Source organism: Paenarthrobacter sp. CAP02, from assembly GCF_040137855.1.
Classification (GTDB): Bacteria; Actinomycetota; Actinomycetes; order Actinomycetales; family Micrococcaceae; genus Arthrobacter.
Genome location: NZ_JBEEII010000005.1, coordinates 198,765 through 212,515 on the forward strand (window position 1 = coordinate 198,765; position 13,751 = coordinate 212,515).

Here is a 13,751-nt window from a genome sequence, read left to right on the forward strand (position 1 = left end):
GACTTAGCCGGCAGCTTGCAGCGTGGCTTCGATCACGGCCGGCGAAAGAACATGTTGCGTGACCATTTGGCTCGCGCCCAGGATGGCCGCACGGTCCCCGGCCATGGTGATACCGATGCGCAGGTGGGTGGTGGCCAGTGGCAGGGAACGCCTGTAGACCACTTCGCGGATTCCGGCTACGAGGTGTTCGCCGGCTTCCCCCACGCTGCCGCCAATGATGATCATGGACGGATTGAGCAGGTTGACCACCGTGGCCAGTACATCGCCGACGTCACGGCCGGCCTGCCGCAGTGCCTGGATAGCTTGCAGGTTTCCCTCGCCCACCAGGCGCAGCACGTCCGCGCCGGTGGCAGCTTCGAGCCCTTGGGCCTTGAGTTGGCGGGCGACGGCGGGACCTGAGGCCATCGCTTCAAGGCAGCCGTGGTTGCCGCACCGGCAGAGGACGTCATCGCCTCGGGGAACGCGGACGTGGCCGAGGTCGCCGGCAGTGCCGTTGGCGCCGCGTTGCAGTTCACCGCTGCTGATGATCCCGGCGCCGATGCCGGTGGCAACCTTGATGAACAGGAAGTTGTCGTGGTCGGGCCAGAATGCGGTCCGTTCACCGAGGGCCATGATGTTGACGTCGTTGTCCACCAACACCGGAACGGGCAGCAATCGCTGAACGTAAGTGACGACGTCGAATCCGTCCCAGCCGGGCATGATGGGCGGTTTAACGGGCCGCCCGGTGGCGTGCTCGACCGGTCCTGGCAACCCGATGCCAATCCCGGCGAGGTCCCCGGGCTCCCGCCCCGCCTCGGCGAGGAGCTCACGTCCCGCGGCAACCAAGCGGCCCAACACCACTTCGGGGCCGTCGGCGACTTCCTGGACGAGCCGGCGCTCAGCGAGAATGCTGCCGCTGAGGTCGGTGACGGCAACGATCACGTGGGTGGCTCCGACGTCGACCGCCAGGACCACGCGGGCAGCGGGGTTGAAAGCGAAGCGCGACGGCGGCCTGCCGCCGCTGGAGCTGGCTTCCCCTGCCGGACCGACCAGACCCGAACTAATCAGGGCATCGATGCGGGACGCGACCGTTGAACGGGCGAGCCCAGTGGTGACGGCAAGTTCGGCACGGGTGCGGGCCTGGCCGTCGCGGAGAAGCTGGAAAAGATCGCCAGCGCGAGAAAGATTGCCGGCCTCAACTGCGGAGGCATTTCCGGCATCGTGTGCGCTGACTGAAGGCATGCCTTTAGTGAAGCACGATTGCTTATGCGTGTCATGCATCAGAAGTATGTCGGCCTTATTTCAACTTTTGCTTGACGCTCGACAAAAGTCCCCTTAGGTTGTGATGAGCAGCACATCAAGGCGATCGATATGCACCATCTCCCCCGTCGATTCACCTCAAGAAGTCCGCTTACGAAGAGGTAACTGAACTTGTCCAGCCACACAGACGCCACACGCCCCTTGGGCGTTGGCATCCTCGGCGCCGGCCCGGTCACCCAGGCCATCCACTTGCCGTCCCTCGCCCGGCTCGGCGATCTCCTCACCGTCCGCCACATCATGGACGTCGACCCCTCGGTCGCCGGGTCAGTCGCCGCCCGCGTCGGCGCCACGCACAGCACCAGCGTCGAAGCCCTCCTCAGCGATCCCGCCGTTGAGATTGTCGCGATCTGCAGCCCCCACCAGTTCCACGCCGAACAAGTCATCGCCGCCTGCCGTGCCGGCAAGAAGGCGGTCCTCTGCGAGAAGCCTTTTGCCATGAACGCCGGAGAAGCCGCACGAATCTCGGCAGTCAGTGCCGAGACGGGCGTGCCGATCATCGTCGGTGCCATGCACACGTTCGATCCGGGCTGGCTCGCCGCCCAGGACAACTGGGGCGACCTCCCGGAGACCACGCACACCATCCGCTCCTCGATCGTCCTCCCACCCAACGCCCGGTTCGAGGACTTCGCGACCGAGATCATCACACGCCCCGCTGGCGGCACTCCTGATTACTCCGACCCTGAGGTCATCAAGGGCGCACTCCGGGGCGGCATCATGGGCCTGGCCATCCACGACCTCCCGCTGATCCGCCGGTTCACCCCGGATTTCAAGGACATCGAGGTGCTCGAGGCACGCCACGTCCGCCCCTTCGGTTACGTCATCTCACTGCGCACTCCCACCCGGACCATCGAACTCCGCGCGGCAATGAACAACACGTGGAAGCCGGAATGGAGCTTCGAAGCCGTCTCCGATGCCGCTGCCCTGCGCATCGACTTCACACCGTCATACGTGCAGGCCGGTTCAGCCACCGCCACCCTGACGGAGGGCACCAAGACCACGGTGCTCGGTCCCTTCGACCACAACGGTTACGAAGGTGAGTGGCGCGAACTCGCGGCCCTGGCCACGGGAGCGAAGCAGCCGCCCACCGCGCAAACCCTCATTGACGACCTGACCTTCGCGTTGGACATTGCCGACGCCACGGTAGCCAGCCTTGAGACGCAGCACGCCGTTACCGACGGAATCCGCGCATGAGCCACACGTACACAGTCAAAGCTGCGCCCGAGGCGCAGGCGGCCGGTGCCGTGGCGTTGGTGGTCGCGTCCCTGCCCGAATCGTTCGGTCCGGCCGCCGAAGCAAAAGCCGACGTAGTTGTCGTTTCCGGCCAGCCCGGATGGACCATCGAGGCAGCCACCGCCATTGACGAAGGGGCACGCGGCATTGTGGTGGTCAACCCCGCACCGGAAAACACCGACTCCCTCGCGGCAGTCGCCGAACGCAGCAACACCGCAGTGGTCCTCGACCAGCGCTGGGCATCCAACCCAGCAATGCCGGCAGCCGAGGACGCAGTCCGCACCCTCGCCGGACGTGCCGCGATGCTCGACTCCGTCGCAACCGCTCCGGCCGGCACCAGCGCCGGTGAGGTACTAGCGGACCATCTTGCCGCCGTCGTACGCGTCACCGGTCCGTTGGACGGCCTCCGCGTCCTCCACCGCGGACCACGGGGCTACACGGCGACGGCGGTGCTCGCCAACGGCGCGCCGGTGGCACTGCAAGGCATCCTGTCTGACGCCCGGCCTGCGGCCCTGCAGCTCAGCATGCTGGTTGACGACGGCGGCGTCAGCCTCACGCTGCCCGAACCGTCTGCAGCGTGGCCGGCCAGGGTCAAGGTCACCGGTCCGCACGGCGAACTGCTTCTGCCCACCCTGTACGAGTCCGCCCACCGCGCCACGTGGCGCCGGCTGAAGGAACACCTCGACGCAAGCACTGTCCCCTCAGATCTGCGTCTGTTCGCGGAACTGATCGAATCCGTTTCCACCCTCACCTGAATCACCGCACCACAAAGCAGTACAAGCCATTCAGTATCCGTTTGCCCTACTCAAAGTTGAGCTGGACCGGCGTACCGACGCGGACTCCGCGTTGCCGGTCCCGAAAGGAATCACTATGAATGTTCAGTCCACAGCCAACAAAGCATTCTCCCGCCGCGGCTTCCTCGGCCTCACCGCCGCAGCGGCCTCAGTGCCGCTGCTCGCCGCCTGCGGAGGCGGCTCAGCCAGCCAGGGCGGCGGTGGCGGCGGCGCCGGTGGCACCATCAAGTTCTGGGATATGCCGTGGGCAACCCCGGCCTACAACGATTCCGCCAAGAAGATCGCTGAAGGCTTCTCCGGCGCCAACAGCGCCAAGGCCAACTACCAGATCATCCAGTGGAACAACTTCTACCAGACGTTCTCCTCGGCGATCGCTTCCAAAACCGGTCCGGCTGTTTCCACCGGTGGTGGCTTCCAGGCGTTCCAGTTTGATCAGCAGGGCCAGATCGCCTACGCAGACAAAGTCATCGAGAAGATGAAGGCCAACGGCCAGTTCGACGACTTCCTGCCGGGAGTGCTGGATCCGTTCAAGTCGGACAAGGGCTATGTCGCAGTTCCGTGGCAGCTGGACATGCGCGTGTTCTGGTACCGCAAGTCGCTGTTCGAGAAGGCCGGCGTGTCACTGCCCACCGACTGGCCTTCACTGCTCGAAGCCGGCAAGGCACTGAAGAAGGTTGGCGCGTTCGGTTTCGCCACCGGCGCTGGATCAGGCAACAACTACGGCAACCACTCCATGATCATGATGATGGTCAACAACGGCGGCGGCGTCTGGAACAAGAACGGCGAACTGGACCTCCTCAACGACCGCAACGTCGAAGCCATGGAATTCGTCCTGGAACTCGTATCCAACGGCATCATCGATCCTGCCGCGGTCAGCTACACCACGGACAACATGTCGGCACAGTGGAAGGACGGCAAGGCAGGATTCGGCCTCTTCCAGGTCAACGTTCCCCAGCGCGTGGGCGACACCTCCGGCGACCTGCTGGTGGCCGATCCCATCACCGGCCCGCACGGCGACAAAGCCACCATCGTGTTCCCGAACAACATCATGATGTACAAGAACACCCCCTCCCAGGAGGCCTCCGAAGAGTTCCTTGTCTACTACATGGGCCAGCTCAAGGAACTGTGGAAGCAGAAGCTCATGTCCGCGCTTCCGGTCTTCAAATCGATCACCGAAACGCCCGAGTTCGCCAATGACCCCAACAACGTCAAGATCGTCAAGGACTGGCAGCCCATCGCCAAGACGTTCGCTTCCCAGGGCAGCACCCTCAACGCCAACCTCGCAGCCCTCGACGGCGGCCAGGCCCTCAACCAGTTCAGCCAGTCCATCCTGACCGGCCAGGCAAAGGACGCCAAGAGCGCCCTGCAGACCTTCCAGTCCGGCCTTGAATCCGTCCTGAAGAAGTAGGACGGATCCAACCATGACATCCACCACCGCACCTTCGGGCTTGTCCCGGGCCCGCCGGGGGCTCGCCCCCGGCGGGCCGGGGGCCTCCCCTGGTAAACGCAAGAGCAAACTGAGCGCGCAAACCACCAGGACCTTCTTCTGGCTCCTGCTGCCTTCCGTGGTCCTGCTGGTCCTGATCCACGGCTATCCGTTGATCCACGCCGCGGTCCAGGCCACCCACGACGGCGACCTGCTCCAGACCGGAAACTTCGTTGGCGGGGAAAACTTTGCCCACGTCCTGTCCTCGCCGGCGTTCTGGAAGGCTGCACAGTTCACCCTGTGGTTCACGATTGTTGGCGTGTTCGGCTCCTGGCTTGTTGGCCTGGGACTGGCCCTGCTGCTGCGGACCAAAATCCCCGCAGGCAATACCTTCAAGGTCCTGTTGCTCCTGCCGTGGGTGGTGCCGATCGTTGTCTCCTCCACCGCGTGGAACTGGCTGGTTGCCACACCTGACAGCCTGATCCCCTCGATCTTCCGGGGCCTCGGCCTGGGAACCCCACTGTTCCTGGCCGACCCGACCCTCGCGTCCATCACTGTCATGGTGTTCAAGGTCTGGGTTTCCTTCCCCTTCATGATGATGATGATCTCCGCGGCCCTGGCCGCGGTGGACACCACCGTCTACGAAGCGGCCAGCATGGATGGTGCCAGCCGTTGGCAGCAGTTCACCCAGATCACCCTGCCCCTGATCGCCCGCTCCACGTACATCTCGTGGATCCTCATGACCATCTTTTGCGTCAACGACTTCCCCACCATCTACCTCCTCACCGGCGGTGGGCCGGTCAGCGCCACCACCTCGCTGGTGGTTCTGGCCTACCGGACCGTCTTCCAGGACTTCGCCACCGGCCCAGGCGTTGCCATCGCCTTCCTCATGACCATGACCCTGGTTGTCATCTCCGTCATCCTGTACCGCCAGATCCGAAAGTCGAGCGTCGAATAATGAGCGCTGTACTCCACGCCCACCCCGAATCCGGCCCGGCCCTCGGCATCAGCGAATCAGGCAAAACACGCCGGGTCCTTTCCGAAGCCGGCATGCGCGGACGCTGGTGGCGTTTTGTCCTGATCCTGGCCATCACTGTGATCGTCCTGGTACCCATCATGGTCACCGTGGTCCTCGCCTTCACGCCAGGGCCCAACAGCACCGCTACCGGGTTCACCTTCGAAAACCTTGCCAATGTCTTCAACGGAACACTGGCCGCGACATGGCTGCAGAACAGCCTGGTCACCACACTCTCCACCGTTGTGGTCTCCGTTGCCGTGGCAGCGCCGGCGGGCTACGTCCTGTCCCGCGGCCGGTCAAAGGCAGTCTCCGGTTACTCCCTGCTCCTGTTCGTGATGCAGTCCCTGCCGATCATCACCTCAGTGGTTCCGCTGTTCATCCTCTTCGCAGGGATGGGACTGGTGGACAACCTGCTGGGCATCACCATCATCTACGTCGGTTCCACCATGACCGTCGCCACCTGGATGATGGCCGCCTACTTCGATTCGATTCCCATCAGCCTCGAAGAAGCATCCTGGATCGATGGCTGCTCGGTGTTTGGTTCCTTCACCAAGGTGGTGCTGCGTAACTCCTTGCCCGGCATCCTTTCCACGGCGATCTTTGCTTTCCTGCTCGCTTGGAACGACTACCTCGTGGCCATCGTCTTCCTCCGCTCCAATGAGATCTTCACCCTCCCCATGGGTGTCCAATCCTTCTTCCAGCAGAACGCCACAGACTGGACCTCCGTGATGGCGCTGGCCGTGGTCATGATGCTTCCCCCGATCATCGTTTTCGCCACGTTGAACAAGTACTTCAGCGTTGGCGGAATCGGTGGCTCCCTCGCCGGGCGCTAACTAGACTGGCGCCAACGCCTGAATTCCCTGCATAACCCACTCCCGCAAAGGAAAACAATGTCGTACTCACTCCAGCTGTATACCCTCCGCAATGCCATCCAGGAGGACCTGCCTGGAACCATCAAAAAGGTCGCAGAGATCGGTTTCACGCAGGTTGAACCGTACAACTTCGTGGCCACCGCAGCGGAGCTCGGGGCTGCCCTGAAGGAAAACGGCCTGACCGCTCCTTCAGGACACGCACCGCTTCTGTCGGCCGACCAGGACGAAATCTTTGCCGCCGCCAAGGAACTGGGCATCACCACCGTGATCGACCCGTTCCTCCCGGCCGAGCACTGGCAGGACGCCGAAACCATCCAGGGTACGGCAGCCAAGCTCAACGCCGCGGCGAAGAAGGGTGCGGAGTACGGCATCCGCGTGGGCTACCACAACCACGCGTGGGAACTGGAGTCCACCATCGAGGGCAAGACCGCGCTGGAGTACTTCGAGGGCCTGTTGGATCCGGAACTCGTCCTCGAGGTAGACACCTACTGGGTTGCTGTGGGCGGCCAGGACCCCGTGGAACTCCTGGCCCGGCTCGGTGACCGCGTGAAGCTGATCCACATCAAGGACGGCCCGGGCAACACTGACACCAAGGCCCAGCAGCCCGCAGGCCAGGGCACCATCCCCGTCCTGGACGTCATCGCCGCAGCGAAGTCCCTGGAGGTTGGCGTCGTTGAATTTGACGACTATTCAGGCGACATCTTCCAAGGAATCACGGAAAGCCTCGCATTCCTCAATGCAGAATCGGCAGGTGCCAAGGCATGAGCTTCACACCTTCCACCCGTAAAGGCACTGTAGGCGTAGCCGTCATTGGTGCAGGCAACATCAGCAAGCAGTACCTGGACAACCTCACCACCTTCCCGGACGTCAAGGTCCTGGTCATCGCCGACCTCTTCGAAGAGGCAGCGAAGGCACGCGCCGAGGAATACGGGATCCCCGAATGGGGTGCCCCGGAGCTGGCGCTGAACCATCCCGACGTCGAAATCATCGTGAACCTGACCATCCCGGCAGCGCACGTGGAGGTAGCGACAGCTGCGGTCAACGCCGGCAAGCATGTCTGGACCGAGAAGCCCTTCTCCCTGGACCGCGAATCCGGGCTGGGCCTGCTCAAGGCCGCCGACGCCGCGGGCATCCGCCTGGGCACCGCACCGGACACGTTCCTTGGTGCGGGCCTGCAGACCGCGCGACGGATCATCGAGCGCGGTGATATCGGCACGCCGCTGACCGGCATGACCACGTTCCAGACCCCCGGACCGGAATCCTGGCACCCGAACCCTGCGTTCCTGTTCCAGCACGGCGCCGGACCCTTGTTCGACATGGGCCCGTACTACCTGACCGCACTGATCCAGACCTTCGGATCGATCCGGAAGGTGGCCGCCGTCGGCTCCTCCGCGAAGGCGACCCGCGTGATCGGTTCCGGTCCCAAGGCCGGCGAGGAATTCGCCGTCGAGGTCCCCACGCATGTTTCGGCCATGGCGCAGTTCGAAGGCGGCCAGTCCTCGCACAGTGTGTTCTCGTTCGAGTCGCCGCGCCAACGCATGGGCTTCGTGGAAATCACCGGCTCGGAGGCGACGCTCTCGCTGCCGGACCCGAACTATTTCGACGGCGACCTGAAGCTGTGGCGTCCGGGCGCGGAAGAACCCGAGATCATCGCCGCGACAGGTCCCGCCAACGGCCGTGGGCTGGGTGTGCTGGACATGGCCCGGGCCCTGCGTGCCGGCACCCCGCACCGCGCCACCGGCGACCTCGCGTACCACGTGCTGGACAGCATGGTATCCATCGCGGAGTCCGTGGAATCCGGCACGTTTGTGGACGTCACCAGCAACGCCCCCACCTCGGCCGCCCTCCCGGAGGACTGGGCACCGGAAACCGCGACACTCTAGAAAACCCCAGCGAAACCAGCGAACCCAGCGAGGAAACGAACCATGAGCACGCCCACACACTCGTCCCTGCCTTCCGACCGCCCACTGGGCGTGGCCGCCATCGGCTACGCCTTTATGGGGAAGGCCCACTCGAATGCGTGGCGGAACGTGGCTAGTTTCTTCGACGTCCCGGCCTTCGAGCAGAAGGTCCTCGTGGGCCGGGACGCCGCCCAGGTGGCCGAAGCCGCCGCCAAGTATGGTTGGGCGGAATCGGCCACTGATTGGCGCTCAGTCATTGACCGGGACGACATCGACATCATCGATATCTGCGCACCGGGCTGGATGCACGCCGAGATCGCCATCGCAGCCCTCGAAGCCGGCAAGCATGTCCTCGTGGAAAAGCCGCTCGCCAACACCCTGGGCGAGGCTGAACTCATGACCGCCGCCGCTGAGAAGGCCCGCAAACGCGGGGTCCAGTCCATGATCGGCTTCAACTACCGCCGCGTCCCCGCCCTTGCCTTGGCCCGCGAACTCATCGCCGAAGGCCGCCTCGGCACCGTCCGCCACATCCGCGCAGCCTACCTGCAGGACTGGCTCTCCGACTCCGAGTCGCCCATGACCTGGCGGCTCCGCAAAGAAACCGCCGGATCCGGCGCCTTGGGCGACATCGCCTCCCACGCCATCGACCAGGTCCTCTACCTCCTGGGCGACGCCGTCACGGAAGTCTCCGGCCGCCTGCACACTTTTGTCGACCAGCGTCCCGGCCCCAACGGCCCGGAACAAGTAACCGTCGACGACGCCGCCTGGGCAACATTGGGCCTCGCCTCCGGAGCAATCGCCTCGGTGGAAGTCAGCCGGGTAGCGACGGGCAGGAAGAACTCCCTCACACTCGAAATCTACGGCGACAAGGGCACTCTCCTGTTCGATCTGGAAGCCCTCAATGAACTGGGTTTCCTGGATGCCACCCTGCCTGTCCGGGAACAGGGATTCCGTCGGATCCTGGTCAACGAACCCGAACACCCCTACCTTGAAGCGTGGTGGCCGCAGGGACACATCATCGGCTGGGAACACACGTTCACGCACCAAATCCGGGACTTCCTCCTCGCCATTCGCGACGGAAGCCAGCCGTCGCCGTCGTTCGAAGAAGGACTCAACGTCCAACACATTCTGGCCGCGATCGAAGAGTCAGCGGCCGCCAAAAGTTCACTGATCCAGCTCAACGCAACCCCTATTGAAGGAGCCTGACATGCCCCGCCCGTACACCCTGTTCACCGGCCAGTGGGCCGACCTCCCCTTCGAGGAAGTCGCGCGCCTTGCCTCGGGCTGGGGCTACGACGGCCTGGAAATCGCCGTCTCCGGAGACCACCTGGACGCCTGGCGCTGGGACGAACCCGGCTACGTCGAGTCCAAGCTGGCTGTGCTGGAGAAGTACAACCTGAAGGTCTGGGCCATCTCCAACCACCTCAAGGGCCAGGCAGTCTGCGATGACCCGATCGACTTCCGCCACGAAGCCATCGTCGGCTCCAAGGTGTGGGGCGACGGCGATCCCGAAGGCGTCCGCCAACGAGCCGCAGAAGAAATGAAGCACACCGCCCGCCTGGCCAAGGCGCTCGGCGTGGACACCGTGGTTGGGTTCACCGGCTCCTCCATCTGGCAGTACGTGGCCATGTTCCCACCCGTCCCCGAGAAGGTCATCGACGCCGGCTACCAGGACTTCGCCGACCGTTGGAACCCCATCCTGGACGTCTTTGACGAATGCGGTGTCCGCTTCGCCCACGAAGTCCACCCGAGTGAGATCGCCTACGACTACTGGACCACTGTCCGCACACTCGAAGCGATCGGACACCGCGAAGCGTTCGGCCTGAACTGGGACCCCTCCCACTTCATGTGGCAGGGCATCGATCCCGTGTCCTTCATTTGGGATTTCAAGGACCGGATCTACCACGTGGACTGCAAGGACACCAAGCTCCGCCCCACCGGCCGGAACACCGTCATGGGCTCGCACCTGCCCTGGGGCGACCCCCGCCGTGGCTGGGACTTCGTCTCCGCAGGACGCGGCGACGTGCCGTGGGAATCGTCCTTCCGTGCCCTCACCGCCATCGGCTACGACGGCCCCATCAGCATCGAGTGGGAAGACGCCGGCATGGACCGACTCCACGGCGCCCCCGAAGCCCTCGCCGCGCTCAAGAAGTTCGACTTCCCGGCGTCGCAGACCAGCTTCGACGCTGCCTTCAGCAGCAAGGACTAGCTCGTGGCCGACGCGACCCGCACCCTTCAACCCGGTCAGCGTTGCGAGGTGTGGGTCGCGTCGGTATCCGGCGCATCCCAACTGCTGTACAGCACCGATCGCATCCTGCTGGAGGCGCCCAACTGGACTTTGGATGGTACGGCGCTGGTCCTCAACGGGGACGGCAAGTTGTGGACCCTGGACGTTTCAGGTGGCGAACCCGTAGAAGTTCCGCTGACCGGTGCGCCGGACCTGAACAACGATCACGTGCTCGCGCCCGACGGCTCCCGCATCTACCTTTCAGCCAACGACGGCCACATTTACCAGGCCGCACTGGCCGGCGGCCCGGTCGACAGGATCACCGAAGACGACGGCGCTTTCCATTTCCTCCACGGCGTCAGCCCAGACGGCAGGGAGTTGGCCTACGTGGGTATCGAGGCGGGCGACTTTACGCAGCCCGGTCGCCTTATGACCATAGCGTCCGACGGCGGCGCTGCCGCCCGGGTGGATGTTGGGCCCGGCCACTGCGACGGGCCGGAATACTCGCCGGATGGCCAGTGGATTTACCTCAATACTGAGTCCTTCACTTCTGCTCCCGGCCACGCCCAGCTGGCCCGGATCCGACGGCATGGGAGCGGTTTCGAGCGGCTCCTCACGTCAGACTCCGTCGACTGGTTCCCGCATCTCTCCCCCGACGGCCGCTTCGCGACGTACATCCGGTTCCCCAGCGGAACCGAAGGCCATCCCGCCGACTTGCCGGTCGCCGTCGTCCTTGTATCCACCGAAGACTGGACCACGTCCCTCCAAACGTGGCCACTTTTCGGCGGCCAAGGTACCCTCAACGTCAACAGCTGGTCGCCGGATTCCACGCGTTTTGCGTTTGTGGCGTACCCGCTCACCGACCCATCAAAGGACTAAGCCCGTGACCTTCAGCAATGGCACTTCCGACGGCACCATCCGCTGGGGAATTCTCGGCACCGGCTTCATCGCCGGACTGCAAACCAAGGATCTGAAGGAAAACGGCTTCACGGTTCAGGCTGTCGGATCGCGGTCGCTGGAATCGTCCAAGGCTTTCGCCGCAGAGCACGGCGTCACCACAGCGCACGGCAGCTATGAAGACCTGGTGGCCGATCCCTTGGTCGATGTGGTTTACATAGCCACCCCACACCCCATGCACCACGCGAATTCTTTGTTGGCCCTGAACGCGGGCAAGCACGTGTTGGTGGAGAAGTCCTTCACCATGAACGCGCGCGAGGCTCAGGACATTGTTGAGTTGGCCGGCTCGAAAAGACTCGTGGCGCTCGAGGCCATGTGGACGAGGTTCCTCCCCCACATGATCCGAGTGCGCGAGGTCATCGCTGCGGGCACCATCGGCGAGGTCCGGAAGGTGGTGGCCAGCCACAACCAAAGCCTGCCCAAGGATCCCGCGCACCGGCTGAATGATCCCGCACTGGGTGGTGGGGCCCTGCTGGACCTCGGCATCTACCCCATCTCGTTCGCTTTCGACATCCTGGGTACGCCAGCCGCGATCCGCGCGAGCGCTTCGATGACGCCCACTGGCGTGGACCGGCAGACGGCAGCAATTTTTGATTACGACGGCGGTGCGCAGGCTTTGGTGGACTGCGAACTGGACGCTGCGAGCGCCAACCGGGCCATGGTGCTCGGCACCGAGGGTTGGATCGACATCGAGCACACCTGGTACAACCCTGTTCCCTTCACCGTTTTCAAAGCCGACGGGGAGGTGCTGGAACGATACGACCAGCCCGTGAACAGCAGGGGCATGCAGTACCAGGCAGCTGAACTGGAACGTCTGGTCCGCGAGGGTTCCACTGCCGGAACCATCCTTCCGCCCGAAGAGACCGTGGCCATCATGGCCGCCATGGACGAGATCCGCCGGCAGATCGGCCTGAGCTACACCGCTGATGCCGCATGAGCGACTCACCCCGCCTCGTGGAACTCCGCCAGCAGGAGGAAGAACTGGTCTTCGCAGCCTTCGACAACCATGATGCCTGGCGGCTGGGCTCGCTGATCGCCAACCACGCGATCTCCGCCGGGTTTGGTGTGGCAATCGATATTCGCCGCCACAACATCGTGCTCTTCCGCTGCGTCCTTCCAGGGGCAACCTCGGACCAGGAAGAGTGGATCCGCCGGAAGGCTGCATCCGTGCTGCGGTTTGAGCACAGCACGGCCTTGCTGGATGAACAGTTCGCTGAGCGCAACCCGCTTGGCGGTGGGTGGCTCGCTCCGGAGGACTACACCTTGGCAGGTGGCTCCTTCCCGATCAGGGTCCGCGGCGCGGGTGTCATCGGGGCGATCACCGTGTCCGGGTTGTCCTCCGATGAGGACCACCAGCTGGTGGTGGACGGGATCCGGAGCTACTTGAAGACGGTGGGCTGACGTCAGGCCAGGTACAGCACCATCAGGTTCTCCTCGCAGAGGGCTAATGCCGTAGTCCCGCACGGCATCGATGAGGTCGGCGGGAATGCCGCTCAGCCCACAACCGCCGCCGGCCCATGTCGTGCCTGTTGAGGTTCTTACTTCTGCCCTTGAGGGGCTTGCGCTGACTATTGACCCGGAGCGGGTGTCAAGATATCTTGACACCATGACTGACGGGCCGGGGTCTATTCAGCGGGATCTCGACAAGCCCGACGTCCACGACCCGCTCAACCTCTGGGAAGACTTCACGGCAGACGTAGCCTGGCGCGAAGTATCCGCTCTGGAGGCCTTGCGGGTGAATGCACGAGCTGTTGACCGGCTTACCGCCAAGCGCTGGTACGTCATGAAAGCAGCCCGTGAGGCCGGCGCGACGTGGTCCCAGATCGGTCAGGCGCTCGGGGTCACCAGACAAGCGGCCTATGACTTCTACCGCCGCAAAACGGAAACGCAGGAGAAATACGCTCCCGGTCCTACAGACTCCGAGGCCGACCGCGCAGTTCTGGAAAGCGATCTCTAGAAGGTAAGAATGTGTCAGCTGATGGGCGCGTCCGCGGAGGGGGTATCCGGTCTTGATGGAACGGGCAGTT

General features: G+C 64.0%; 14 protein-coding genes and 1 pseudogene. 13 read left to right on the top strand and 2 right to left on the bottom strand.

Annotated features, from left to right (window positions below):
* Positions 1 to 3: 3 nt before the first annotated feature.
* Positions 4 to 1,221: an ROK family transcriptional regulator gene (locus tag ABHM97_RS10780; RefSeq protein WP_235519878.1), complete on the bottom strand. Its 1,218-nt coding sequence runs from the start codon at positions 1,219 to 1,221 to the stop codon at positions 4 to 6.
* A gap of 189 nt (positions 1,222 to 1,410) precedes the next feature.
* Here ABHM97_RS10780 and ABHM97_RS10785 point away from each other — a divergent pair, with 189 nt between their 5' ends.
* The 12 genes from ABHM97_RS10785 to ABHM97_RS10840 all read left to right on the top strand — a co-directional run bounded on the left by ABHM97_RS10785 (position 1,411) and on the right by ABHM97_RS10840 (position 13,125).
* A complete protein-coding gene (locus tag ABHM97_RS10785) occupies positions 1,411 to 2,490 on the top strand; it encodes a Gfo/Idh/MocA family protein (RefSeq protein WP_349470661.1) in 1,080 nt (359 codons plus the stop codon).
* Entirely contained in the window at positions 2,487 to 3,284 is a 798-nt protein-coding gene (locus tag ABHM97_RS10790; RefSeq protein WP_349470662.1) for a hypothetical protein, read from the top strand. Before ABHM97_RS10785 ends, ABHM97_RS10790 begins: the two co-directional genes overlap by 4 nt.
* 115 nt (positions 3,285 to 3,399) lie before the next feature.
* Positions 3,400 to 4,731, top strand: a complete 1,332-nt coding sequence (locus ABHM97_RS10795; RefSeq protein ID WP_235519874.1) for an ABC transporter substrate-binding protein — start codon at positions 3,400 to 3,402, stop codon at positions 4,729 to 4,731.
* A 13-nt stretch (positions 4,732 to 4,744) separates the two neighbouring features.
* Positions 4,745 to 5,707 (top strand): carbohydrate ABC transporter permease, encoded by a 963-nt coding sequence (locus ABHM97_RS10800; protein WP_349470664.1) that lies wholly within the window; start codon positions 4,745 to 4,747, stop codon positions 5,705 to 5,707.
* Positions 5,707 to 6,600, top strand: a complete 894-nt coding sequence (locus ABHM97_RS10805) for a carbohydrate ABC transporter permease (RefSeq protein ID WP_235519869.1) — start codon at positions 5,707 to 5,709, stop codon at positions 6,598 to 6,600. Before ABHM97_RS10800 ends, ABHM97_RS10805 begins: the two co-directional genes overlap by 1 nt.
* 57 nt (positions 6,601 to 6,657) lie before the next feature.
* Positions 6,658 to 7,404: a sugar phosphate isomerase/epimerase family protein gene (locus ABHM97_RS10810; RefSeq protein WP_309995017.1), complete on the top strand. Its 747-nt coding sequence runs from the start codon at positions 6,658 to 6,660 to the stop codon at positions 7,402 to 7,404.
* Positions 7,401 to 8,522 (top strand): Gfo/Idh/MocA family protein, encoded by a 1,122-nt coding sequence (locus ABHM97_RS10815; protein ID WP_349470666.1) that lies wholly within the window; start codon positions 7,401 to 7,403, stop codon positions 8,520 to 8,522. The genes ABHM97_RS10810 and ABHM97_RS10815 overlap by 4 nt, the downstream gene beginning before the upstream one ends.
* A 42-nt stretch (positions 8,523 to 8,564) precedes the next feature.
* On the top strand, positions 8,565 to 9,746 hold the full coding sequence (locus ABHM97_RS10820; RefSeq protein WP_235519865.1) for a Gfo/Idh/MocA family protein: 1,182 nt from the start codon (positions 8,565 to 8,567) through the stop codon (positions 9,744 to 9,746).
* 1 nt (position 9,747) lies between these two features.
* Positions 9,748 to 10,749 (top strand): sugar phosphate isomerase/epimerase family protein, encoded by a 1,002-nt coding sequence (locus ABHM97_RS10825; protein ID WP_235519863.1) that lies wholly within the window; start codon positions 9,748 to 9,750, stop codon positions 10,747 to 10,749.
* A 3-nt stretch (positions 10,750 to 10,752) separates the two neighbouring features.
* The gene (locus ABHM97_RS10830) at positions 10,753 to 11,646 is read left to right on the top strand and encodes a TolB family protein (protein ID WP_349470668.1); all 894 of its coding nucleotides are present in this window, start codon (positions 10,753 to 10,755) and stop codon (positions 11,644 to 11,646) included.
* 4 nt (positions 11,647 to 11,650) lie between these two features.
* Positions 11,651 to 12,661: a Gfo/Idh/MocA family protein gene (locus ABHM97_RS10835; protein ID WP_349470669.1), complete on the top strand. Its 1,011-nt coding sequence runs from the start codon at positions 11,651 to 11,653 to the stop codon at positions 12,659 to 12,661.
* A complete protein-coding gene (locus ABHM97_RS10840; protein ID WP_349470670.1) occupies positions 12,658 to 13,125 on the top strand; it encodes a heme-degrading domain-containing protein in 468 nt (155 codons plus the stop codon). Before ABHM97_RS10835 ends, ABHM97_RS10840 begins: the two co-directional genes overlap by 4 nt.
* Before the next feature lie 36 nt (positions 13,126 to 13,161).
* Here the strand turns inward: ABHM97_RS10840 and ABHM97_RS10845 are convergent.
* Positions 13,162 to 13,296 (bottom strand): annotated as a pseudogene (locus ABHM97_RS10845) (succinyl-CoA--3-ketoacid-CoA transferase); the annotation flags it as partial.
* Between the two features lie 34 nt (positions 13,297 to 13,330).
* On the opposite strand from ABHM97_RS10845, the gene ABHM97_RS10850 reads away from it, so the two are divergent.
* Positions 13,331 to 13,681, top strand: a complete 351-nt coding sequence (locus ABHM97_RS10850) for a helix-turn-helix domain-containing protein (RefSeq protein ID WP_349470671.1) — start codon at positions 13,331 to 13,333, stop codon at positions 13,679 to 13,681.
* Positions 13,682 to 13,751 lie beyond the last annotated feature (70 nt).

What these genes read in the sequence shown, in the direction of transcription:
- ABHM97_RS10780 (WP_235519878.1), bottom strand. Translation starts at nt 1,221, where the DNA reads ATGCCTTCAGTCAGCGCACACGATGCCGGAAATGCCTCCGCAGTTGAG.
- ABHM97_RS10790 (WP_349470662.1), top strand. Translation starts at nt 2,487, where the DNA reads ATGAGCCACACGTACACAGTCAAAGCTGCGCCCGAGGCGCAGGCGGCC.
- ABHM97_RS10795 (WP_235519874.1), top strand. Translation starts at nt 3,400, where the DNA reads ATGAATGTTCAGTCCACAGCCAACAAAGCATTCTCCCGCCGCGGCTTC.
- ABHM97_RS10800 (WP_349470664.1), top strand. Translation starts at nt 4,745, where the DNA reads ATGACATCCACCACCGCACCTTCGGGCTTGTCCCGGGCCCGCCGGGGG.
- ABHM97_RS10805 (WP_235519869.1), top strand. Translation starts at nt 5,707, where the DNA reads ATGAGCGCTGTACTCCACGCCCACCCCGAATCCGGCCCGGCCCTCGGC.
- ABHM97_RS10810 (WP_309995017.1), top strand. Translation starts at nt 6,658, where the DNA reads ATGTCGTACTCACTCCAGCTGTATACCCTCCGCAATGCCATCCAGGAG.
- ABHM97_RS10815 (WP_349470666.1), top strand. Translation starts at nt 7,401, where the DNA reads ATGAGCTTCACACCTTCCACCCGTAAAGGCACTGTAGGCGTAGCCGTC.
- ABHM97_RS10820 (WP_235519865.1), top strand. Translation starts at nt 8,565, where the DNA reads ATGAGCACGCCCACACACTCGTCCCTGCCTTCCGACCGCCCACTGGGC.
- ABHM97_RS10825 (WP_235519863.1), top strand. Translation starts at nt 9,748, where the DNA reads ATGCCCCGCCCGTACACCCTGTTCACCGGCCAGTGGGCCGACCTCCCC.
- ABHM97_RS10840 (WP_349470670.1), top strand. Translation starts at nt 12,658, where the DNA reads ATGAGCGACTCACCCCGCCTCGTGGAACTCCGCCAGCAGGAGGAAGAA.
- ABHM97_RS10850 (WP_349470671.1), top strand. Translation starts at nt 13,331, where the DNA reads ATGACTGACGGGCCGGGGTCTATTCAGCGGGATCTCGACAAGCCCGAC.